The following is a 23,424-nucleotide window of genomic DNA, read 5'->3' on the forward strand; positions in this document are numbered from 1 at the left end:
AGTATGTTAAGTCCCCTGCTTCGCCGCTATACCTGGAACAGCACCTGGCTGTACTACGTGCGTATTTTTATCGCCCTCTGCGGAACGACCGCGCTGCCCTGGTGGCTGGGTGATGTCAAACTGACTATCCCGCTGACGCTGGGAATGGTCGCTGCAGCGCTGACCGACCTGGACGATCGTCTCGCGGGTCGATTGCGTAACTTAATCATTACGCTCATCTGTTTTTTTATCGCCTCCGCCTCAGTAGAACTGTTGTTTCCTTATCCGTGGTTGTTTGCCATCGGGCTGACGCTTTCTACCAGCGGTTTTATTCTGCTTGGCGGTTTAGGGCAACGTTACGCGACGATTGCTTTTGGCGCGCTGCTTATCGCCATTTACACCATGCTTGGCGCGTCGTTGTACGCGCAGTGGTATCAGCAGCCGCTTTTATTGCTGGCGGGCGCTATCTGGTACAACGGGCTAACGTTAACGGGCCATCTGCTATTCCCAATTCGCCCCCTGCAGGACAATCTGGCGCGCAGTTATGAACAACTGGCGCACTATCTGGAGCTGAAGTCACGGCTTTTTGACCCGGATATTGAAGATGAAAGTCAGGCACCACTGTATGATTTAGCGCTGGCCAACGGTCAACTGATGGCGACGCTAAATCAGACGAAAGTGTCTTTGCTGACACGTCTGCGCGGCGATCGGGGACAACGTGGCACACGGCGCACACTGCATTATTACTTTGTGGCGCAGGATATTCATGAGCGCGCCAGTTCCTCACATATTCAATACCAGACGCTGCGTGACCATTTCCGTCACAGCGACGTCATGTTCCGCTTTCAACGTCTGATGTCAATGCAGGGCCAGGCCTGTTTGCAACTGTCCCGCTGTATTTTATTGCGCGTCCCCTATCAGCACGATCCGCATTTTGAACGCGCCTTCACGCACCTCGATGCCGCGCTTGAGCGAATGCGGGCAAACGGCGCCTCTGCCGATCTGCTGAAAACGTTGGGTTTTTTACTGGCTAATTTGCGTGCCATCGACGCGCAGCTCGCGACGATTGAATCAGAGCAAGCGCAAGCCATGCCGCGCAGCGAATCGGAAAACCAGCTTGCCGATGATAGTCCGCACGGATTTAGCGATACCTGGCTGCGGTTGAGCCGTAACTTTACCCCGGAATCGGCCCTTTTTCGCCATGCGGTCAGGATGTCTCTGGTCCTCTGTATCGGCTACGCGATCATTCAGATAACCGGTATGCATCACGGTTACTGGATCTTACTGACCAGCCTGTTTGTTTGCCAGCCTAACTACAACGCCACGCGACACCGTCTGGCGCTAAGGATCATCGGGACGCTGGTCGGCGTGGCCATTGGTATCCCGATTTTATGGTTCGTTCCGTCACTGGAAGGCCAGCTCATTTTGCTGGTGATCACCGGCGTTCTGTTCTTTGCCTTCCGCAACGTCCAGTATGCTCATGCCACCATGTTTATTACGCTGTTGGTCCTGCTGTGCTTCAATTTACTCGGTGAAGGGTTTGAAGTTGCCCTTCCCCGCGTGATCGATACGCTCATCGGCTGCGCCATCGCCTGGGCGGCCGTGAGCTTCATCTGGCCGGACTGGCGTTTCCGCAACCTGCCGAGAATGATGGAAAGAGCGACCGAGGCCAACTGTCGCTATCTGGACGCCATCCTGGAACAGTACCATCAGGGACGCGACAATCGGCTGGCATATCGGATTGCTCGCCGCGACGCCCATAACCGCGATGCGGAACTGGCCTCGGTGGTGTCGAACATGTCTGGCGAGCCCGATGTAACGGCACAAACGCGTGAGGCAGCGTTCCGTTTGCTCTGCCTCAACCATACATTCACCAGTTATATCTCTGCACTAGGGGCGCATCGTGAACAACTCACTAACCCCGACGTGCTGGCACTACTGGACGATGCGGTCTGCTATGTCGATGATGCGTTACATCATCTCCCGGCTGACGAAGCGCGCGTGCAACAGGCGCTCACCGACCTGAAACAGCGCATCCAGCATCTGGAACCGCGCCCGGACAGCAAAGAACCCCTGGTGATTCAACAGGTCGGCTTACTGGTGGCCCTGCTGCCGGAAATGGGTCGGCTACAGCGACAAATCACTCAATCATCTCCGGAAATACCGGCGTCGGGGAAAGCATCTTAACCCACAAAGCAAGCTCCTCCCGGCGTATTGCCGGGAGCGCGGCTTCATGAATGCCATAAATGGCCCCTTCAAGATTAAACAGAACCTTATCGGTAATGGATTTGTTAATCTGCCGAAGCCGCAACCAGCACATTTTAGCCCCCAGCATTCGCAAAGTAGCGACATCGTAGATCCCCGACTCATTCAGCAGACTCTCCAGATGAAAGGTCATATTGGGGAGATCCTTAAGCCGCTGTTGAGAACCGCGAGTCAGCTTCTCCTGCAACGCGGCATCCAGCGAAAACTTCGATAACTGGATCAACTGCTGCTGGTCACGCCACAAACTGTCATCAACCTGATAATAGTTGAGCATGACCGGGCGCCCGCGTTTGAGAAAAGTCAGCCAGACAGGGGAATGCTGCACGCAATACTGTACGCTTTGTTCACAAGCGCGCAGATAAAGCTCACCATTCGCAACCATCGCAAAGACGGTATTGTTGATAGTCAGACTGTAGCTGCCAAACAGTGAACGGTAATGGATCGGCCCCAGAGAAGATAAATATTCCTGTGATTTATAGATCCTGTCGTAGGAGTGTACTTTCATAAAATCCCCTGTTAAATCATAAACTAAAAGAATGATTTGTTGCTGCGGATCCGTTAATGACGAAAATAGGCAACTTATTCTCAGGGGGCAAGTTGTATTTTGTTTTTACCGCGACCATGAATAAAAATTGCGAGTTTGTTTCCGAAAATAAAGTTGATCTTTCACGACATCAGGGTTACTGTACATCCATACAGTAACTCACAGGGCTGGATTGATTATGTACACTTCAGGCTACGCAAATCGTTCTCCGTCACTCTCTTCCACTTCGAACACGATGGCGCGCGTCTCTTCTGAGAAAGCGTCCACCGGGCTTATCAGCGAAGTGGTCTACCGCGAAGACCAGCCCATGATGACGCAATTACTGCTGTTACCGCTTCTTCAGCAGTTAGGTCAGCAATCGCGCTGGCAGCTCTGGCTGACGCCACAACAAAAACTGAGCCGTGAATGGGTTCAGTCTGCCGGCCTACCACTGACCAAAGTGATGCAAATTAGCCAACTTTCCCCCTGCCATACGCTGGAATCGATGGTTCGTGCATTACGTACGGGCAACTACAGCGTGGTGATCGGCTGGCTGGCAGAGGAATTAACAGAAGAAGAACATGCTGAATTGGTGAGAGCTGCGGATGAGGGAAATGCGATGGGATTTATCATGCGTCCCGTAAGCGCACACACCCATGCCACGAGACAGCAAACCGGGCTAAAAATTCACTCAAATCTGTATCATTGAGTGAAATTAGGATTTATCCTGGAATTTTTTTTCACTCCGAAGCCAGGCATTTAGGACTCACATTTTTTTTCTGTGAACGCTTGGCGGACGCGGTTTCCGCGAAATCTGACCCAAAATTCTGCTGCACAAAATGTTAAATATTTTGTATACAAGCTTTTTTTTTTCATATGCCTGACAGAGTTCACACTTGTAAGTTTTCAACTACGTTGTAGACTTTACATCGCCAGGGGTGCTCGGCATAAGCCGCAGATATCGGTAGAGTAACTATTGAACTACTCCCCCGGTGAAGGATTTAACCGTGTTATCTCGTTGGAGATATTCATGGCGTATTTTGGATGATAACGAGGCGCAAAAAATGAAAAAGACAGCTATCGCGATTGCAGTGGCACTGGCTGGTTTCGCTACCGTAGCGCAGGCCGCTCCGAAAGATAACACCTGGTACACTGGTGCTAAACTGGGCTGGTCCCAGTACCATGACACTGGTTTCATCAACAACAACGGTCCTACCCACGAAAACCAACTGGGTGCCGGTGCGTTCGGTGGTTATCAGGTTAACCCGTATGTTGGCTTTGAAATGGGTTACGACTGGTTAGGTCGTATGCCGTACAAAGGCGACAACATCAACGGCGCATACAAGGCTCAGGGCGTTCAGCTGACCGCTAAACTGGGTTACCCAATCACTGACGATCTGGACATCTACACTCGTCTGGGTGGTATGGTATGGCGTGCAGACACCAAGGCTAACGTACCTGGTGGCGCTTCCTTTAAAGACCACGACACTGGCGTATCCCCAGTATTCGCAGGTGGTGTTGAGTATGCAATTACTCCTGAAATCGCTACCCGTCTGGAATACCAGTGGACCAACAACATCGGTGACGCTAACACCATCGGTACTCGCCCAGACAACGGTCTGCTGAGCGTAGGTGTTTCTTACCGTTTCGGTCAGGAACAAGCGGCTCCGATCGTAGCTCCGGCTCCGGCTCCGGCTCCTGAAGTACAGACCAAACACTTCACTCTGAAGTCTGACGTTCTGTTCAACTTCAACAAAGCAACGCTGAAACCAGAAGGCCAGCAGGCTCTGGATCAGATGTACAGCCAGCTGAGCAACCTGGATCCGAAAGACGGTTCTGTAGTGGTTCTGGGCTTCACTGACCGTATCGGTTCTGACGCTTACAACCAGGGTCTGTCTGAGAAACGTGCTCAGTCTGTTGTTGATTACCTGATCTCTAAAGGTATCCCGGCTGACAAAATCTCCGCACGTGGTATGGGCGAATCCAACCCGGTTACTGGCAATACCTGTGACAACGTGAAAGCTCGCGCTGCACTGATCGACTGCCTGGCCCCGGATCGTCGCGTTGAGATCGAAGTTAAAGGCATCAAAGACGTTGTAACTCAGCCGCAGGCTTAAGTTTCCGTCTTATGAAAAAACCCCGCGCTGCGGGGTTTTTTTTGGCCTGTGATAAACAAAAAGCGTTTAATGGAATGGATTATTCTTTGCCTAACAACGCCTGCAGGTCCTGCTTCAGTGAAGACATCTTGTTGGCATACTTCTCTTTATTCTCAGCATCTTCAATCAACTGCACTACGGTCTCGGATAATGTCTTGCCGCGCCGCTGTGCCAGTCCGGCCAGTCTCTGCCAGACGATAAATTCCAGATCAATCGATTTCTTTCGCGTGTGCTGATGCTCGGCATTAAAATGCCGTTTACGCCGCGCACGTATTGTTTGCTTCATGCGGTTTTGCAGCGCGGGGTTCATATGTTCGTCAATCCAGAGATTAACCCGCACCGGTTCATTTTCCAGCGTAAGCAACAAATCCACGGCCTCCTGGGCAGCACTGGCCTCCACGTAACGGGTAATTAACTCCCCTTCGCGGTGCTTCTTCACAAGGTACTTCCACTTCCAACCGCTTTCAAGATTCTCAAGTTGTTGATATTTCATGGCGATCTCAATGTTACCGTGTCACTCTTATCAGAATATCAGCTTTTTCAGCCTGTGATGAAAAGAATCTTCAGGCTGTGAGCCACTCTTCACCCTCCAGTGCGTTTGCCGTTGCTTTCCACGTGTGAAGCGCGGACGGTTACGCTATAATCGCGTCTTTTACAACAGACTAAAAAACATCAACTTTGACCATTACGAAACTTGCATGGCGTGACCTTGTCCCTGATACCGAAAGTTATCAGGAAATTTTTGCACAGCCACATGTCACTGAAGAAAACGACACATTACTGAGTGATACTCAACCACGTTTGCAATTTGCCCTTGAGCAATTGTTACAGCCCAGAGCCTCATCACCTTTCATGTTGGCCAAAGCGCCCGAAGAGCTTGAGTATCTTAATCTTCTTGCCGATGCCGCACGTGCCTTACAGCACGATGCCGGTCAGCTGACGGGCGGTCATTACGAGATCTCTGGTCACACGATTCGCTATCGTGACGCTGAGCGGGTAGAAGACAATTTTGCCACCCTGGCACAGGTGGTGATTGCCGACTGGGTTGAGGCAGAACAGCTTTTTGGCTGCCTGCGTCAATTCAACGGCGACATCACGCTACAGCCAGGACTGGTTCACCAGGCCAATGGCGGCGTGCTGGTTATCTCGCTGCGCACCCTGCTTGCGCAACCCCTGCTGTGGATGCGCCTGAAGGCGATTGTCAGCCGCGAACGTTTTGACTGGGTAGCTTATGATGAATCACGTCCGCTGCCAGTCTCTGTCCCGTCTATGCCGCTGAAACTGAAAGTGCTGTTGGTCGGTGAGCGCGAATCGCTGGCGGATTTCCAGGAGATGGAACCTGAACTGGCTGAGCAGGCGATTTATAGCGAATTCGAAGATAACCTACAGATTGTGGATGCAGAATCCATGACTCAGTGGTGCCAGTGGGTAACATGGACCGCGAAACGTAATCAGTTGCCTTATCCTGCGCCCGACGCGTGGGAAGTACTGGTTCGCGAGGCAGTGCGTTATACCGGGGAACAGGATACGTTACCGCTCAATCCGTTATGGATCATCAGGCAGTTCACGGAAGTCGCGCCGCTGTGTGAAAGCGAAACCTGCACCGGTGAACAGCTTCGCCTGATGCTTGCCCAAAGAGAGTGGCGTGAAGGGTTCCTGGCTGAACGCATGCAGGATGAGATCCTCCAGGAACAGATTCTGATCGAAACCGAGGGTGAGCGCGTAGGTCAGATCAACGCCCTGTCGGTGATTGAGTTTCCGGGTCACCCCCGCGCCTTCGGTGAACCTTCTCGTATCAGCTGCGTCGTACATATCGGTGATGGCGAGTTCACTGACATTGAGCGGAAAGCAGAACTTGGCGGTAATATTCATGCTAAGGGGATGATGATCATGCAGGCGTTTCTGATGTCAGAACTCCAGCTTGAACAACAGCTCCCCTTCTCGGCTTCGCTCACGTTTGAACAGTCCTACAGTGAAGTTGACGGTGATAGCGCGTCCATGGCGGAACTGTGCGCGCTTATCAGCGCCCTGTCCGATGTGCCGGTGAACCAGAACATCGCTATTACCGGGTCGGTTGACCAGTTTGGTCGTGCCCAGCCGGTTGGCGGTTTAAATGAAAAAATTGAGGGCTTCTTCGCGATTTGCCAACAGCGTGAACTGACGGGTAAGCAAGGGGTGATTATCCCTTCTTCAAACGTCAGACACCTGAGCCTGCAACCCGCACTGTTACAGGCCGTTGAAGAAGAGAAGTTCACTATCTGGGCGGTGGATGATGTGACCGACGCATTACCGCTGCTGTTAAATCTGGTGTGGGATGGCGAAGGCCAGATGACGCTGATGCAGACTATCCAGGAGCGGATCGCTCAGGCGACGCAACAGGAAGGACGTCACCGTTTTCCATGGCCGCTGCGCTGGCTGAACGGTTTTTTTCCTAACTGATCGGACTTGTTCAGCGTACACGTGTTAGCTATCCTGCGTGCTTCAATAAAATAAGGCTTACAGAGAACATGGTAGATAAACGCGAATCCTATACAAAAGAAGACCTTCTTGCCTCTGGTCGCGGTGAGCTGTTTGGCGCGAAAGGCCCGCAGTTGCCTGCTCCTAGCATGCTGATGATGGACCGTGTCGTCAAGATGACTGAAACGGGCGGTAACTTCGACAAAGGTTATGTTGAGGCAGAGCTGGATATCAATCCGGATCTTTGGTTCTTCGGATGCCACTTCATCGGCGATCCGGTCATGCCGGGTTGTCTGGGGCTGGACGCAATGTGGCAGTTGGTTGGATTCTACCTCGGCTGGCTCGGTGGCGAAGGCAAAGGCCGCGCACTGGGTGTGGGCGAAGTGAAGTTCACTGGTCAGGTGCTGCCTTCTGCGAAGAAAGTCACCTACCGTATCCACTTCAAGCGTATCGTGAATCGCCGCCTGATCATGGGGCTGGCGGATGGTGAAGTGCTGGTGGATGGCCGTCTGATTTATACCGCGAACGATCTGAAAGTCGGTCTGTTCCAGGACACCTCAGCGTTCTGATGCCAGCCCGGTGAATGGCCAGACAGCGTCATTTATCTCTGGTCATAAAGGCGAAACCTCCGCAATGCGGAGGTTTCTTTTTTAAAGAGACAGAATCAGGCCATTACCACCCTGTCAGCCATGGCTTCTCGCCAGCCTCCCAGCCAATACGATCTCTGATTCAGCGTCTGATAGGGACACATTTCTTTCGAACGTCCGGCAATACCGGCCTGATAACCACGTTGATGTGCCCGTTCCAGGCGATCTCGTTTTTGTCTCTTCATGCCTCGTTTCCCTCATACTTATATCTGGTGGAAAAGATAACAGTGATTACGAAGTGTGCAATCACACTAAACGAATACCGCGAATCCCCTGTTCCGTCAATGCGCAAAATTCACACAGGTGTCATATTTGTGAGCTAGCGAAAAACTCGGTTGTACAAAAAATGTGAACCGGAACAAGTTCCTGGCCCCTCTCTACGGCAAAAAAAAACCGCCTCAAACACGCTGTCTGAGACGGTTTTATTTACAAAAATTTAAACTATGGAATGCGCTTCAATTCCTGAGCGATCGCCGCCGCTTCCTGACTCCAGACGGTCGCCAGCACTTTCACCATCTCATCGTAACCGTCCTGCGTCTGTACGGCTTCAATGTGGAACGGACGCTTAATGAGACGCCCCTGATGATTGAGCAGCCATTCGCCACTGACTACCACCTTGCCATCATAGCGACCGTGGAAACCGGTGACCGTTACGTTGAGCGTGTCCTGCACACTGCCTAATGGTTGAGATGCCACCACCCAACCCGGCAGTTGTTTACTCAGATTGGCCACCAGTGTATTACGCAACTGCTGATCCAGCGGGCTGGCCCACAGATTATTATTGGCGATCACGTACTGCACATCGCTGGTCTGGTAGACGACGCCATTGCCGGCAAGATAATCCGGCACTGCAACCTGCTCAACCCACAGCAGACGGTTACCCTGGCTTGCACTACTTTGCACGCCACCCTGCGCAACAGGAAGCTGGTAATAGCTTTTGTTATCTCCGCTGGAGCTGCATGACGTCAGCCAGAATGCCATTGCTACCACTAGCCACTTTTTCATTGTTTCGCCCTCTTCGGCTCTGGATCTTTCTTGTCCTTCGCTTCAAATACCAGCGCGTTACTCTTATCATTCAGCGTTTTCAGCACCGGCTGTAGCTCGCGGAGCACCTGATCAAGACGTTGCATATCGGCCACCATCTTGTTGTAGGCTGCGGAGCCAGGCTGGAAGCCCTGCATGCTGCGGTTCAGTTCACGCAGAGTATTCTGCATATCTGCCGGCAGTTGTTGCATGGACTGACTGGACGTAATCTTGTTCATGTTATCCAGCGTCGTTTGCAGATGTTTCATCGTACGCTGGCTTTCACTCAACGTATTGGTGGCCTGCTCAATCATCGGATTCAGCGGCAGGTTGTTGATCTTATCCAGCGCTTCCATCAGTCGTTGCTGAATTTGCGCCAGACCTCCGCTCACCGTCGGGATGATCTGATAGCCGTTAAACTCGCGGATGCCGGTAATTGGCGGCTCTTTCGGATAGAAGTCCAGATCGACATACAACGCCCCGGTTACCAGGTTCCCTGTTTTCAGCGAAGCTCGTAAACCGCGCTTGAGCAGGTCCGCCAGATGAGCGCCCACGTCGGTATCTTCGCCCAGTTGTGCTTTCAGACGCTCCGGTTCGATGCGCACCAGTACCGGAATACGGTAATCGTTATTAAACACCTGGCGCATATTCGGCGCAAAGAACGGCACTTTACTCACCGTCCCCAGACGGATACCACGGAACTCCAGCGGCGCGCCCGGCTGCAGACCCCGGATCGAATCTTTGAAGAACATCAGATAATCAATATGTTCGGTAAACAGCGAATCCTGAATACTTTTCTGATCGTCATACAGGTTGAAAGCGGCTTTTTCAACAACTGGCTGACCCTGTTCAAGCCCTTCAGGCACGTCAAAACTGACGCCACCGCCAAATAACGTCGTCAGCGATCCCATTTCTACCCGCATTCCGGCGGACGTCAGATCAACAGCAATCCCGCTGTCCTTCCAGAAACGGACGTTGCTGGTGACCAGGCGATCGTTTGGCGCATTGATAAACAGCTGATAGCTAATGCTGCGTTTTTGCGGATCAAAAGTGCTGGTTTCCACCGATCCAACGCGGTAGCCACGGAACAGAACCGGATCGCCAGGACTCAGTTGCCCGGCCTTTTTGCTGTCAAGTACCACGCGGATCCCTTTCGCATCCGGCGGCGCCAGCGGCGGCGAATCCAGTAGATCATACTTTTCCAGTTTGCTCCCTTTATTCCCCGGCTGCAGTTCGATATAAGCGCCAGAAAGCAGCGTACCTAAGCCACTGATCCCTTCACGGCCAACCTGCGGCTTCACCACCCAGAATACGGAGTCTTTGTGCAACAGTTTTTCCATACCGGCGTTCAGACGCGCTTTGATTTCAACATGCGTCAGATCGTCGGTCAGCGTGGCGCTTTCGACGACACCCACGTCAACGCTGCGGCTTTTAATGGTGGTTTTTCCACCCTCAATGCCCTCTGCATTGGTGGTGATCAGGGTCACTTCCGGTCCCTGATGGCTGTAATGATAGAACAGAACCCATGCCCCAATCAGCGCAGTGACGATGGGAAAAATCCACACGGGAGACCAGTTTTTTACCTTCTGGATTTTGGCTTCCCCACTTTTAGATTCCATGTTGTCAGGACTCCTCATGGTCTGGTTCTGGTTCACGATCCCACGACAGACGCGGATCAAATGTCATCGCAGAAAACATTGTCATAATGACGACTAGAGCAAACATCAATGCACCCATTGCTGGATAAATATTCATCAAACCTCCCATGCGCACCAGCGCAGAGAGCACGGCGATAACAAAGACATCAATCATTGACCAGCGACCTACAAACTCCACCACTTCATAAATCAGGTGCATGCGTTCACTGTCACGCTTGCCATGACCTTTGGCGTCCCAACACAACCAGGCAATCGCGATCATTTTTAGCGTCGGCACCATAATACTGGCGATAAAGATCACCGCCGCGACCGGGTAAGAGCCTTCACTCCAGATTAAAACCACCCCTTCAAGAATGGTGGAAGGCAGTTTCGACCCCAACAAATCCGTTATCATGATTGGCAGAATATTCGCTGGCAGATACAGCATGACAGAGGTGAACAGTAATGCCAGCGTCCATTGCAGGCTGTTTCTGCGGCGCACATACCCTTTCGTTTCGCAGCGCGGGCAAAGATGCTCATCCGCCGGAAGGATCGCCGTACAGCAGGAACAAGAACGTAAACCCTGACGAATGCCGGGGACGCCAGGCGTTAACGTCTGTTTAATCACGGGCATAGGGGCGATGTCATCCCACAGCCAGCGACGGTCAACGCACTGAAACGCGCGCAGTTGCAGAATGCAGAAGAAGCACCAGGGGATAAAGCTGCTGCCGACGCCGATATCGCCGTATGCCATCAGTTTGACGAAACTCACCAGCACGCCCGCGAGGAAAATTTCCGCCATTCCCCAGCTCTTCAGTTGAAACAGAATGCGAGCCAGTTGGGCTTTGAGCCTTGCGGGCATTTGTACCCGATTCACCAGCAACAGAATGGTTAACAGGCAAAACGCGGGAACCAGCTGAACGAAAAGTAAAAAGAAAGTACCGAGGCTGGCGTAATTTTCGGAAAAGAGAACGCCAGGGATTTCCATCAGGGTCACTTCGCTGCTCACCCCGGCGACATTCATATTCACAAAAGGGAACAGGTTCGATAAAAGCAACATAAACAGCGCGACTAACGCATAAGCAGTAGGACGCTGTCTCGGCGCGTCCCACATCACCGTCAATGTTGTGCCACATCTCGGGCATGCCGCTTTCTGCCCATGCTCAAGGTGGGGCAATGCCACCAGCATGTCACACTGCGAGCACAAAATGTGCTTTGCGGCATGGTGATGTTCGCACATGGTGTGCTCCTTAATTATGCACCATTCTTTAACGCTTCAAGATACTCCCAGCGCTCAAAGGCCTGTTCAAGCTCTTGTTCTGCATTTGCCATATCGGCCAAAACCTGCTGCGTCTGCTCATGAGGCTGGCTGAAAAAGGCAGCATCGGCAACCTGCGCCTGCAGCGCTTCCAGTTTTGCTTCCAGCTCTTCCAGCAATTGCGGTAACTGTTCCAGTTCGCGCTGCAGTTTATAGCTTAGTTTGCTACTGGCGCGTTTTACAATTTCTGCTTTTGGCGCAACCACTTCCTCTGTTTTTTTCACCGCAGGCTGTTTAAACGCCAGATGCTGTTCCTGTTGACTACGTGCATCATGATAGCCGCCGACATAGCGACCGATTTTTCCGTTGCCTTCGAAAATCCAGCATTCGGTCACCGTATTGTCGACAAACTGACGATCGTGGCTCACCAGTAACACCGTGCCCTGATAACCATCAATCAGCTCTTCCAGCAATTCCAGCGTTTCGACGTCGAGATCGTTGGTGGGTTCATCAAGAATTAACAGATTGCTGGGTTTCAGAAAAAGACGCGCCAGCAGCAGACGATTTCGCTCTCCACCGGACAGTGCGCGTACCGGGGTCATCGCCCGTTTCGGATGGAACAGGAAGTCCTGCAAATAGCCGAGCACATGGCGCGGTTTGCCGTTAACCATCACCTCCTGCTTACCTTCGGCGAGGTTGTCCATCACCGTCTTGTCCGGATCCAGCTCAGCGCGGTGCTGGTCGAAATAAGCCACTTCCAGTTTCGTACCGACATGGATACGACCGCTGTCCGGCGGCAACTGGCCTAACATCAGCTTCAGCAGCGTGGTCTTACCGCAGCCGTTAGGGCCGATTAGCGCGATTTTATCGCTACGCTGTACCTGAGCAGAAAAATCTTTCACCAGCTGTTTGCCATCGACCTGGTAATCCACGTTCTCAATTTCGAAAACGATCTTACCGGAGCGAGTGGCTTCTTCGACCTGCATCTTCGCCGTACCCATCACTTCGCGGCGTTCGCTGCGTTCACGGCGCATCGCCTTCAGCGCCCGCACGCGTCCTTCATTACGGGTACGACGGGCTTTGATGCCCTGGCGGATCCACACCTCTTCCTGCGCCAGCTTGCGATCGAACTCGGCGTTCTGGAGTTCTTCGACGCGCAGCGCCTCTTCTTTCTCAACCAGGTACTGATCGTAATTCCCCGGATAGGTCACCAGCTTGCCACGATCGAGATCGACAATACGGGTCGCCATGTTGCGAATAAAGGAACGGTCGTGGGAGATAAAAATAATCGTCCCGTTAAACGATTTCAGGAACCCTTCCAGCCAGTCGATGGTTTCAATATCGAGGTGGTTCGTCGGTTCATCCAGCAGTAAAACACGCGGATTACTGACCAGCGCACGACCCAGCGCGGCTTTACGCAGCCAGCCGCCGGAAAGTGACGAGAGCGCCGCATTCGGATCGAGCCCCAACTGCGCCAGCACTTCGTTGATGCGGTTTTCCAGTTGCCACAGATTGTGGTGATCGAGCTGCTCCTGTACTTTTGCCAGCTCATTTAAGTTTCTATCGCTCGGATCGGTCATCACCAGACGCGAAATTTCGTGATATCGCTTAAGGTAGACCGCCTGCTCTTCGATGCCTTCCGCGACGAAATCGTAAACCGTACCTTCAACGTTGCGCGGCGGATCCTGTTGCAGGCGTGCGACTATCAGATCCTGCTCATAAATAATGCGTCCGTCGTCCAGACCCTGCTCACGATTGAGGATCTTCATGAGCGTTGATTTGCCGGCGCCGTTACGGCCCACCAGACAGACGCGCTCGTTATCTTCGATATGCAGCTCTGCATTATCGAGAAGCGGCGCGTCGCTGAACGACAGCCATGCGCCATGCATACTGATTAATGACATTGTTTATCCTTTCAGGCTGCAGTAATCAGCCAGCAGTTGTGGATCTGGCGGTTACGGGCAAAGTCCTGGGAAAGCGTTTTTTGGGTGATTTCTTGTGCTTTCAGTCCCAGTGCCGCCAGGCCGTCGAGATCCATACGGAACCCGCGTTTATTGTTGGAGAACATGATCGTGCCGCCTTTACGCAGCAGACGTTTCAGATCTTTCATCAGCGCCAGATGATCGCGCTGAACGTCAAAAGCATCCTCCATACGTTTGGAGTTGGAGAACGTTGGAGGGTCGATAAAAATCAGATCAAACTGTTCATTGGCTTCCCGCAACCAGGCCAGACAGTCGGCCTGGATCAGGCGATGCGCACGTCCGCTCAAACCATTGAGTCGCAGGTTGCGTTCTGCCCACTCAAGATAAGTGCGCGACATATCGACCGTCGTGGTGCTGCGCGCCCCTCCTAAACCGGCATGTACGCTGGCGCTGCCGGTATAAGAGAACAGGTTAAGGAAGTCTTTGCCGCGGCTCATCTGCCCCAGCATCCGTCGTGCGATACGGTGATCGAGGAACAGCCCGGTATCCAGGTAATCAGTCAGGTTCACCCACAGGCGAGCGTTATATTCGCCAACCTCAATGAATTCCCCCTTCTCATTCATCTTCTGATACTGGTTTTTGCCTTTCTGGCGTTCACGGGTTTTCAGCACCAGTTTGTTCGGTGCGATTTCCAGCACCGACAGCGTGGCCGCGATGATGTCGAAAAGTCGCTGACGCGCTTTCTGCGCATCGACGGTTTTCGGCGGCGCATACTCCTGAATCACCACCCAGTCAGCGTAACGATCCACCGCAACGTTGTATTCGGGTAAATCGGCATCATACAGGCGGTAACATTCGATCCCTTCCTGACGCGCCCATTTTTCCAGTTTCTTGATGTTCTTGCGCAGGCGATTCGCGTAATCTTCCGCCACCGTCGCCGGTTTGCTGTCCGGCGTGCTTTCGGCCACATGATAGTTCTTCTGCACGCAGTCCAGCGGACCGTTTTTCGCTTTGAATTGCTTGTCAGCACGCAGTTGCAGGCTGCTCAACAGATCCGGCGAAGCGCTGAACAACGAAAGATTCCAGCCACCGAACTGGTTCTTCATCGTGCGTCCGAGCAGACTGTGCAGCGCAATCAGCGCCGGCTCGCTGTCCAGACGTTCGCCGTACGGCGGGTTACTGATAACCGTCCCATGCGGACCTTTTGGTAGCGGATTACTCAGTTTCGCCACATCTTTCACTTCGAAGGTGATCAATTCGCCAATACCCGCACGACGGGCGTTGCTGCGCGCGCGTTCAATCACACGGGCATCGCTGTCAGAACCGTAAAAATGCGAGGTGTATTCAGCCAGGCCTTTGCGAGCGCGCGTTTGCGCTTCCGACTTCACCTCCTGCCAGATAGCGTCATCGTGCTGCGCCCAGCCGCTAAAGCCCCAGCGCCCACGGTGTAAGCCCGGAGCGCGATCGGTCGCCCACATCGCCGCTTCAATCAACAGCGTGCCTGAACCACACATTGGGTCGAGCAACGGCGTCCCCGGCTGCCAGCCGGAACGCATCACAATCGCCGCCGCCAGCGTCTCCTTAATGGGCGCCAGACCGGTGCGATCGCGATAGCCTCGCAGGTGCAGGCCATCACCACTTAAATCCAGCGCAATGCTGGCGGTATCTTTATTCAGCCAGACGTTCACGCGGATATCCGGCGATTCGCGGTCAACATTCGGGCGCGGCAGATTTTTACGCGTAAAGGCATCAACAATCGCATCTTTGACTTTCATCGCGCCATACTGGCTATTGCGAATGGTGTCGTTCAGCCCGCTGAAGTGCACCGCAAACGTCGCGCCGGGATTGAACATTTCTGTCCAGTTAATGGCCTGAACGCCAAGATAAAGGTCTAAGTCACTGTAAACTTTGCACTCACTCAACGGTAAAATAATGCGCGAGGCCAGGCGACTCCACATCAGGCTCTGGTAGACAAGCCGGGTGTCGCCCTGGAAATGGACCCCACCCTGAACCACCTGGCACTCCGCTGCACCGAGGCTTTCCAGTTCAGTTTTTAACAGCTCTTCCAGCCCGCGGGCCGTACTGGCAAACAAAGAATTCATAGCGTCACTTATACTCGAAGAAAATTGCTGCGCATTATAGCTAATATGGGCGCTATGTCATAAAGTTGAAGGCTTATTTCTTTCGAGGGACTGTACCGTGTTGACGCTATCCAGGCTTTTCATCCACCCCGTCAAATCAATGCGCGGCATTGGGCTGACCCACGCTCTGGCAGACGTCAGCGGTCTGGCTTTTGATCGTATTTTTATGATTACCGAATCCGACGGCACCTTTATTACGGCCCGACAGTTCCCGCAAATGGTGCGCTTTACCCCTTCTTTGCTCCATGATGGTTTGCATTTAACCGCGCCTGACGGCAGCAGCGCACAGGTCCGTTTTGCAGATTTCGCCGCTCAGGATGCGCCAACGGAAGTCTGGGGCAACCATTTCACCGCACGCATCGCCCCGGATTCAATCAACCAGTGGCTCAGCGGCTTCTTCTCCCGCAGCGTACAACTGCGTTGGGTCGGCCCACAGTTGACCCGTCGGGTTAAACGCCATGCGGGCGTGCCACTCTCCTTTGCCGACGGTTATCCGTACCTTCTGGTGAATGACGCCTCGCTGCGCGATTTACAGCAGCGCTGCCCGGCGGGTGTTCAGGTTGAACAGTTCCGCCCAAATATCGTGGTTTCCGGCGCGACCGCATGGGAAGAAGATAGCTGGAAAGTGATCCGTATTGGCGAGGTCATTTTTGATGTGGCGAAACCGTGCAGTCGCTGTATTTTTACCACTGTCAGCCCGGAAAAAGGGCAAAAGCACCCTTCCGGTGAACCGCTGGCAACGCTGCAAACCTTCCGGACCGCGCTTGACAATGGCGATGTCGATTTTGGTCAGAACCTGATTGCCCGTAACAGCGGCGTCATTCGCGTGGGCGATGAAGTGGAGGTTTTATCGACCGGTCCGGCTCGTATTTATGGCGCTACCGACACCGGGGAGACGGTTGAAGCCGTGCAGCAACCGGATGCGACGGTCACCATCGACTGGCAAGGGCAAACATTTCAGGGAAACAATCAGCAGGTACTGCTGGAACAACTGGAAAATCAGGGGATTCGGATCCCTTACTCATGTCGGGCGGGAATTTGCGGGTGCTGTCGAATCAAGCTGCTCGATGGCGATGTGGATCCGCTGAAGAAATCCGCACGGGGTGATGACGGTACTATTCTCAGCTGTAGCTGTGTGCCTAAAACCGCGTTGAAGCTGGCGCCTTAAACCGCCTGTTCCAGGCTGAAGCTGTGGGGACGAAACTGCGGCTTCAGTCGGTCATTCATGATTTTAATGGCATCGCCAAGCTGCATCGTCCGCCCGGCCACGATCACGCCCGGTTGCGCCAGCAGACAGAGCGCCGCATTTTCGCCAGGCTCCACCACTAACAGATTGATTTGCTCATGCGTATCGCTCAGCCAGACGCAGGCTGCATCTCCGGTTCCGGGAGACCAGTTTTCGCCATGCGCCACAAAGTGCCAGCTTTTCGGCATCTGTGGTTTCAGGTAGCGAATGGCCACCAGTGCATTAAGCACCAGTTCTGCTTTCTGTTCTTTAGAGAGTTCAAGGTCGCGGCACTTTTCTTCAAACGAAAAATAGAGCGCGGCATCATCAACGCAAAAACCAGACGGTGCGAATGCATCCGGAGTGAGCATTTTGCGGGCAAAACGCGAACGAAATAACATGCCATTGGCTAAATCGAGCATCATTCGGTCATGCTCTTCGTCATAATACCAGCGCCAGTTATCGTCAGGTTTAATTCGCATTATGTTCTCTCCGCTCTCCATCACCCTGTTGCAAAATTGTCCTTTTTTGCCGCCTCGTTTATTACCTTAATAAGCAAAGCCTAAAATGTTTAAATAAGCAACAGTGAAAGAATATAAAACAACCAGGGGAGGAAATAAACCCCTGGCTGTCTGATATTCTGATAAAGAGAGAGAAAAAATCAAATATGGGTAACGATTTCTTTAATCAGCGGCGGACCTTTAAAAATAAAGCCAGAATAAATCTGAACCAGAGACGCCCCGGCAGCCATCTTCTCGCGCGCGGCAATCACTGAGTCGATACCGCCGACGCCAATAACAGGCAACTGACCTTTTAATTCCTGAGACAGACGGCGGATAATTTCTGTACTTTTTAATTGCAGCGGACGACCACTTAATCCACCCATTTGATCGCAATTTTTCATTCCCTGAACCAGAGAACGATCGAGGGTTGTATTGGTGGCAATAACACCATCAATATTATGGCGTACTAAACTATCGGCAACCTGGATCAGTTCTTCCTCAGAAAGATCCGGCGCGATCTTTACCGCGATCGGAACATATTTCTGGTGGATCTTTTGCAGATCGTTTTGTTTATTTTTAATCGCTGTAAGCAAATCATCCAGCGCGTCGCCATATTGCAGTGAACGTAATCCCGGCGTATTTGGCGAGGAGATATTAATGGCAATATAACCGGCATAGGCATAGATTTTTTCCATACAAATCAGATAGTCATCTTTACCCTGTTCGACCGGTGTATCTTTATTTTTGCCGATATTAATCCCGAGTACGCCGTCATAATGCGCCTTTTTAACGTTCTCCACCAGGTTATCAACACCGTGGTTATTAAAGCCCATGCGATTGATCAAACCTTCAGCATCGACCAGGCGGAACAGTCTTGGCTTATCGTTGCCGGGCTGCGGACGCGGGGTCACGGTGCCGATCTCGATCGAGCCAAATCCCATCGCCCCCAGGGCATCAATACACTCCCCGTCCTTGTCCAGACCGGCAGCCAGACCAAGCGGATTTTTAAAGGTTAATCCCATACAGGTCACCGGTTTTGCCGGGACTTTCTGGCGGATCAACGCTTCAAGCGGCGTTCCCGTCACACGACGTAATTGCTGAAATGTTAATTCATGAGCGCGCTCAGGATCGAGCTGGAAAAGGGCTTTACGAACGAAGGGGTAGTACATGAACTCTCCTGGATTCCCGGTGTGCAAACCGGGGGCGTATTATGAGCGATGTCGCACAAAAAGGGAATTGACCTGCGGCAATAAAAAGCAAACGTTTTCCCTGCAATGTTCTTTTTATGCAATTTTCAGATTTTCTATTGCGCATAAATCATTTCGATTCCCGATCCCCCTCTGTCAGACTGCAAAAATTGTTATCAATGTTAAATAAAAGCGAACAATTGGTTATAAGAGGAGAATGCATTTATGCGCGTCATCACTCTGGCGGGAAGCCCACGCTTTCCCTCTCGATCCAGTGCGTTGCTGGAATATGCCCGGGAAAAATTGAACGGTCAGGATGTCGAGATTTACCACTGGAATCTGCACAACTTCGAGCCTGAAGATCTGCTGTATGCCCGTTTCGACAGCCCGGCATTGAAAACACTGGTTGAGCAACTGAAAGAGGCGGACGGCCTGATCGTTGCTACGCCGGTCTATAAAGCGGCCTATTCCGGCGCGCTAAAAACGCTGCTCGATCTGCTGCCAGAGCGAGCGCTGGAAGGCAAAGTAGTTCTGCCGCTGGCGACAGGCGGCACCGTTGCACATCTGCTTGCCGTCGATTACGCGCTGAAACCGGTGCTCAGTGCCCTGAAGGCCCAGGAGATTTTACACGGCGTCTTTGCCGATGACTCCCAGGTGATCGACTATCAGCATAAACCGCATTTCACGCCCAATTTACAGCTGCGTCTTGATAAAGCGCTGGAAACGTTCTGGCACGCCCTGCATCGCCGCGACGTTAAGGTTCCCGCTTTTGATACGGTGCGAGGTGCAGCCCATGCGTAATCTTTTCAAAGCCCATACGGCATGGCTGGCATTCGCCGGAGTGCTGGCCTTTTCCGGACTAACACAGGCGGCGGAGCCCTCACCTGATGCCCTGCGGATAGGCTATCAGAAAGGCAGCATCAGTATGGTTCTGGCGAAAAGCCACCAGCTGCTGGAAACGCGTTATCCCGGAACCAAAATATCCTGGATTGAATTTCCCGCCGGACCGCAAATGCTGGAAGCCCTGAACGTCGGCAGTATTGATCTGGGTAGCACCGGCGATATTCCGCCCATTTTCGCCCAGGCTGCCGGCGCAGATTTAGTGTACGTCGGCGTCGAACCGGCGAAACCGAAAGCCGAAGTGATTCTGGTGCCGGAAAACAGTCCCATCAAAACGGTAGCGGAACTAAAAGGCCATAAAGTGGCGTTCCAAAAAGGATCCAGTTCGCACAACCTGCTGCTGCGTGCCTTACAACAGGCCGGGCTGAAATTTACCGATATCCAGCCAACGTATCTTACCCCTGCCGATGCCCGTGCAGCGTTCCAGCAGGGTAACGTCGATGCATGGGCAATCTGGGATCCCTACTATTCCGCTGCATTATTACAGGGCGGTGTGCGCGTACTGAAAGATGGCAGCGATCTGAAACAAACAGGATCGTTCTATCTCGCTGCACGTCCTTATGCCGAGAAAAATGGCGCTTTCATTCAGGGCGTGCTCAACACCTTCAGTCAGGCGGATGCGTTGACCCTTAGTCAGCGCCAGGAAAGCATTGCTCTGCTGGCGAAAACAATGGGATTGCCGGAGCCGGTCATTGCCTCCTATCTGGATCATCGCCCGCCCACCACTATTTCACCGGTCAGCGACTCTGTGGCCGCGTTGCAACAACAAACCGCAGATCTGTTTTACGACAACCGCCTGGTACCGAAAAAAATCGACATCCGCCAGCGCATCTGGCACCCCACTCAACAGGAAGGAAAATCATTATGAGCCTGAATATGTTCTGGTTTTTACCGACCCACGGTGACGGTCACTATCTGGGAACGGAGGAAGGCTCTCGTCCGGTGGATCACGGCTATTTACAGCAGATTGCGCAGGCGGCAGATCGTCTGGGATTCACCGGTGTGTTGATCCCCACCGGGCGATCCTGCGAAGACGCGTGGCTGGTCGCAGCATCGATGATTCCGGTAACTCAGCGACTCAAATTCCTGGTGGCATTGCGCCCGAGCGTCACTTCACCGACGGTCGCCGCACGGCAGGCCGCTACGCTTGACCGCCTCTCCAACGGTCGCGCGCTGTTTAACCTGGTCACCGGCAGCGATCCGCAGGAGCTGGCGGGCGACGGCGTGTTTCTCGATCACAGTGAACGCTACGAGGCCTCTGCGGAGTTCACCCAGGTCTGGCGTCGTTTATTGCAGGGTGAAACCGTCGACTTCAGCGGTAAGCATATCCACGTTCGCGGAGCGAAACTGTTCTTCCCGCCCATCCAGCAGCCCTATCCTCCCCTCTACTTCGGCGGCTCTTCCGATGTCGCCCAGGATCTGGCCGCTGAACAGGTTGATCTTTACCTCACCTGGGGCGAACCCCCTGAACTGGTGAAAGAGAAGATAGCCCAGGTACGAGCCAAAGCCGCGGCGCGCGGGCGCACGGTGCGTTTTGGTATTCGCCTGCACGTCATTGTTCGTGAAACGAATGAAGAAGCCTGGCGGGCTGCGGATCGGCTGATTGCCCACCTTGATGATGACACCATCGCGAAAGCGCAGGCCGCGTTCGCCCGGACGGATTCCGTCGGTCAGCACCGAATGGCGGCACTGCATAACGGTAAGCGTGACCAACTGGAGATCAGCCCAAATCTGTGGGCAGGTGTGGGGCTGGTGCGTGGGGGTGCCGGGACCGCACTGGTCGGGGATGGTCCGACGGTGGCAGCGCGCATCAATGAATATGCCGAACTCGGCATCGATAGTTTCGTCCTTTCCGGTTATCCGCATCTTGAAGAAGCGTACAGGGTCGGCGAATTGTTGTTCCCGCATCTGGATGTCGCAATCCCGGAAATCCCACAGCCACAACGCTTACATCAGCAGGGCGAAGCGGTGGCGAATGAATTTATCCCGCGCAAAGTTGCGCAGAGCTGAGGAGAACCATAATGGCAACGCCAACGAAAAAGTGGTTGTTACGCGTTGCCCCCTGGTTTTTACCGGTGGGCATCGTCGCCGTCTGGCAACTGGCCTCCTCCATAGGCTGGCTCTCCGGACGCATTTTACCTTCGCCGGAAGGGGTGGTCATTGCCTTCTGGACGCTCTCCGCCAGCGGGGAACTCTGGCAGCATCTGGCCATCAGCTCCTGGCGTGCGCTGATCGGCTTTTCGATCGGCGGCTCGATTGGCCTGACGCTGGGGCTGATTAGCGGTTTATCGCGCTGGGGGGAACGTCTGCTGGATACCTCCATCCAGATGCTGCGCAACGTTCCGCATCTGGCACTCATCCCGCTAGTGATCTTGTGGTTTGGCATTGATGAAACCGCGAAGATCTTCCTGGTCGCGCTGGGGACGCTCTTTCCCATCTATATCAATACCTGGCATGGGATCCGCAATATCGATCGCGGTCTGGTAGAGATGGCACGCAGCTACGGGTTATCCGGCTTTTCGCTGTTTATCCATGTGATCCTGCCCGGCGCCCTGCCCTCGATCATGGTCGGCGTGCGCTTTGCGCTGGGGCTGATGTGGCTGACGCTGATTGTCGCGGAGACTATTTCGGCCAACTCAGGAATCGGTTATCTGGCGATGAATGCGCGGGAATTTCTGCAAACGGATATCGTGGTTGTCGCCATTATTCTCTACGCCCTGCTCGGTAAACTGGCCGACGTCAGCGCTCAACTACTGGAACGCGTCTGGCTGCGCTGGAACCCGGCTTATCATGTGAAGGAGGCCACCGTATGAATACCGCCCGTCTGAACCAGGGTACGCCGCTCCTGCTGAATGCGGTAACGAAAAAGTACGCGAGTAACATCGTACTGAATCAGCTTGATCTCCATATCCCGGCAGGCCAGTTTGTCGCCGTCGTCGGGCGCAGCGGCGGGGGTAAAAGCACCCTGCTACGCCTGCTCGCGGGGCTGGAAGCGCCGAATGCGGGTGAACTGCTGGCCGGTACCACGCCGCTTCGCGATATCCAGGACGATACCCGCATGATGTTTCAGGATGCCCGACTTCTGCCGTGGAAATCGGTTATTGATAATGTGGGGCTGGGGCTAAAGGGGAACTGGCGGGACGCTGCGCGTCAGGCGCTGGCGGCGGTTGGGCTGGAAAACCGGGCGACAGAATGGCCGGCGGCGCTTTCCGGCGGACAAAAGCAGCGTGTTGCCCTTGCGCGGGCGCTAATCCATCGACCTGGCCTGCTATTGCTTGACGAACCGCTTGGCGCGCTGGATGCGTTAACGCGCCTGGAGATGCAGGATCTTATCGTTTCGCTGTGGCAGGAACATGGTTTTACCGTGCTGCTGGTGACGCATGACGTCAGCGAAGCCGTGGCGATGGCCGACCGGGTGTTGCTGATTGAGGATGGTAAGATTGGGCTGGATCTGACGGTCGACATTGCGCGTCCGCGTCGTCTGGGCTCCGTACGTTTAGCAGAACTGGAAGCCGAGGTGTTAAATCGTGTGATGCAGCGCGGGGGGACAGAACAACCTATTCGCCGGCATGGATAAGTATTCAGAACGGTTTTAGCCCGG

At 53.4% G+C, this 23,424-nt stretch carries 21 protein-coding genes; 11 read left to right on the forward strand and 10 right to left on the reverse strand.

Translation table 11 applies throughout. The features are described from left to right. Positions 1-3 precede the first annotated feature (3 nt). The gene (gene yccS, locus QNN88_RS08070; RefSeq protein WP_414239748.1) at positions 4-2,166 is read left to right on the forward strand and encodes a YccS family putative transporter; all 2,163 of its coding nucleotides are present in this window, start codon (positions 4-6) and stop codon (positions 2,164-2,166) included. Here yccS and QNN88_RS08075 read toward each other — a convergent pair. Further along, positions 2,120-2,749: a TfoX/Sxy family DNA transformation protein gene (locus QNN88_RS08075; RefSeq protein ID WP_414239749.1), complete on the reverse strand. Its 630-nt coding sequence runs from the start codon at positions 2,747-2,749 to the stop codon at positions 2,120-2,122. The genes yccS and QNN88_RS08075 overlap by 47 nt on opposite strands. A gap of 217 nt (positions 2,750-2,966) precedes the next feature. On the opposite strand from QNN88_RS08075, the gene sulA reads away from it, so the two are divergent. Together sulA and ompA are read left to right on the forward strand one after the other, a co-directional pair. Beyond that, positions 2,967-3,476, forward strand: coding sequence for an SOS-induced cell division inhibitor SulA (gene sulA / locus QNN88_RS08080; RefSeq protein WP_414239750.1), 510 nt, complete (start codon positions 2,967-2,969; stop codon positions 3,474-3,476). 355 nt (positions 3,477-3,831) lie between these two features. After that, positions 3,832-4,884, forward strand: coding sequence for a porin OmpA (gene ompA, locus QNN88_RS08085; protein WP_414239751.1), 1,053 nt, complete (start codon positions 3,832-3,834; stop codon positions 4,882-4,884). Positions 4,885-4,963: 79 nt separating this feature from the next. Here ompA and matP read toward each other — a convergent pair whose 3' ends face one another. Then, the gene (gene matP, locus QNN88_RS08090; RefSeq protein WP_061077056.1) at positions 4,964-5,416 is read right to left on the reverse strand and encodes a macrodomain Ter protein MatP; all 453 of its coding nucleotides are present in this window, start codon (positions 5,414-5,416) and stop codon (positions 4,964-4,966) included. Between the two features lie 185 nt (positions 5,417-5,601). On the opposite strand from matP, the gene QNN88_RS08095 reads away from it, so the two are divergent. Both QNN88_RS08095 and fabA read left to right on the forward strand, forming a co-directional pair. After that, positions 5,602-7,362, forward strand: a complete 1,761-nt coding sequence (locus QNN88_RS08095) for an AAA family ATPase (RefSeq protein WP_414239752.1) — start codon at positions 5,602-5,604, stop codon at positions 7,360-7,362. Positions 7,363-7,430: 68 nt separating this feature from the next. After that, positions 7,431-7,949: a bifunctional 3-hydroxydecanoyl-ACP dehydratase/trans-2-decenoyl-ACP isomerase gene (gene fabA, locus QNN88_RS08100; RefSeq protein ID WP_042319996.1), complete on the forward strand. Its 519-nt coding sequence runs from the start codon at positions 7,431-7,433 to the stop codon at positions 7,947-7,949. Between the two features lie 95 nt (positions 7,950-8,044). On the opposite strand, the gene rmf is transcribed toward fabA, so the two are convergent. The 6 genes from rmf to rlmKL form a co-directional block, all read right to left on the reverse strand. Further along, the gene (rmf, locus tag QNN88_RS08105) at positions 8,045-8,212 is read right to left on the reverse strand and encodes a ribosome modulation factor (protein WP_042320000.1); all 168 of its coding nucleotides are present in this window, start codon (positions 8,210-8,212) and stop codon (positions 8,045-8,047) included. A gap of 256 nt (positions 8,213-8,468) precedes the next feature. Further along, the gene (gene pqiC, locus QNN88_RS08110) at positions 8,469-9,032 is read right to left on the reverse strand and encodes a membrane integrity-associated transporter subunit PqiC (RefSeq protein ID WP_414239753.1); all 564 of its coding nucleotides are present in this window, start codon (positions 9,030-9,032) and stop codon (positions 8,469-8,471) included. Further along, positions 9,029-10,669, reverse strand: a complete 1,641-nt coding sequence (gene pqiB / locus QNN88_RS08115; RefSeq protein WP_414239754.1) for an intermembrane transport protein PqiB — start codon at positions 10,667-10,669, stop codon at positions 9,029-9,031. The genes pqiC and pqiB overlap by 4 nt, the downstream gene beginning before the upstream one ends. Before the next feature lie 4 nt (positions 10,670-10,673). Then, positions 10,674-11,927: a membrane integrity-associated transporter subunit PqiA gene (pqiA, locus tag QNN88_RS08120; RefSeq protein WP_414239755.1), complete on the reverse strand. Its 1,254-nt coding sequence runs from the start codon at positions 11,925-11,927 to the stop codon at positions 10,674-10,676. Between the two features lie 14 nt (positions 11,928-11,941). Continuing rightward, a complete protein-coding gene (locus QNN88_RS08125) occupies positions 11,942-13,849 on the reverse strand; it encodes an ABC transporter ATP-binding protein (protein ID WP_414239756.1) in 1,908 nt (635 codons plus the stop codon). Positions 13,850-13,860: 11 nt separating this feature from the next. Beyond that, on the reverse strand, positions 13,861-15,969 hold the full coding sequence (gene rlmKL / locus QNN88_RS08130; RefSeq protein ID WP_414239757.1) for a bifunctional 23S rRNA (guanine(2069)-N(7))-methyltransferase RlmK/23S rRNA (guanine(2445)-N(2))-methyltransferase RlmL: 2,109 nt from the start codon (positions 15,967-15,969) through the stop codon (positions 13,861-13,863). A gap of 97 nt (positions 15,970-16,066) precedes the next feature. On the opposite strand from rlmKL, the gene QNN88_RS08135 reads away from it, so the two are divergent. Beyond that, entirely contained in the window at positions 16,067-17,176 is a 1,110-nt protein-coding gene (locus tag QNN88_RS08135) for a YcbX family protein (protein WP_414239758.1), read from the forward strand. On the opposite strand, the gene zapC is transcribed toward QNN88_RS08135, so the two are convergent. After that, entirely contained in the window at positions 17,173-17,715 is a 543-nt protein-coding gene (gene zapC, locus QNN88_RS08140; RefSeq protein ID WP_414239759.1) for a cell division protein ZapC, read from the reverse strand. The two genes, QNN88_RS08135 and zapC, sit on opposite strands and share 4 nt — an antisense overlap. Positions 17,716-17,894: 179 nt before the next feature. Further along, positions 17,895-18,905, reverse strand: coding sequence for a quinone-dependent dihydroorotate dehydrogenase (gene pyrD / locus QNN88_RS08145; protein ID WP_043001168.1), 1,011 nt, complete (start codon positions 18,903-18,905; stop codon positions 17,895-17,897). A 243-nt stretch (positions 18,906-19,148) separates the two neighbouring features. Here pyrD and ssuE point away from each other — a divergent pair, with 243 nt between their 5' ends. From ssuE to ssuB, 5 genes are read left to right on the forward strand one after another with little or no spacing between them, the layout of a single operon-like run. After that, a complete protein-coding gene (gene ssuE / locus QNN88_RS08150; RefSeq protein WP_414239760.1) occupies positions 19,149-19,724 on the forward strand; it encodes an NADPH-dependent FMN reductase in 576 nt (191 codons plus the stop codon). Beyond that, positions 19,717-20,691, forward strand: coding sequence for a sulfonate ABC transporter substrate-binding protein (locus tag QNN88_RS08155; RefSeq protein ID WP_414239761.1), 975 nt, complete (start codon positions 19,717-19,719; stop codon positions 20,689-20,691). Before ssuE ends, QNN88_RS08155 begins: the two co-directional genes overlap by 8 nt. Beyond that, entirely contained in the window at positions 20,688-21,833 is a 1,146-nt protein-coding gene (ssuD, locus tag QNN88_RS08160; protein ID WP_414239762.1) for an FMNH2-dependent alkanesulfonate monooxygenase, read from the forward strand. The genes QNN88_RS08155 and ssuD overlap by 4 nt, the downstream gene beginning before the upstream one ends. An 11-nt stretch (positions 21,834-21,844) precedes the next feature. Beyond that, the gene (ssuC, locus tag QNN88_RS08165) at positions 21,845-22,636 is read left to right on the forward strand and encodes an aliphatic sulfonate ABC transporter permease SsuC (protein WP_414239763.1); all 792 of its coding nucleotides are present in this window, start codon (positions 21,845-21,847) and stop codon (positions 22,634-22,636) included. Next, positions 22,633-23,400 (forward strand): aliphatic sulfonates ABC transporter ATP-binding protein, encoded by a 768-nt coding sequence (gene ssuB / locus QNN88_RS08170; RefSeq protein WP_414239764.1) that lies wholly within the window; start codon positions 22,633-22,635, stop codon positions 23,398-23,400. The genes ssuC and ssuB overlap by 4 nt, the downstream gene beginning before the upstream one ends. Positions 23,401-23,424: the final 24 nt, after the last annotated feature.

Origin of the sequence: Citrobacter sp. ANG330 (genome assembly GCF_047467925.1) — a bacterium.
GTDB classification, from domain to species: Bacteria; Pseudomonadota; Gammaproteobacteria; order Enterobacterales; family Enterobacteriaceae; genus Citrobacter_A; species Citrobacter_A amalonaticus_G.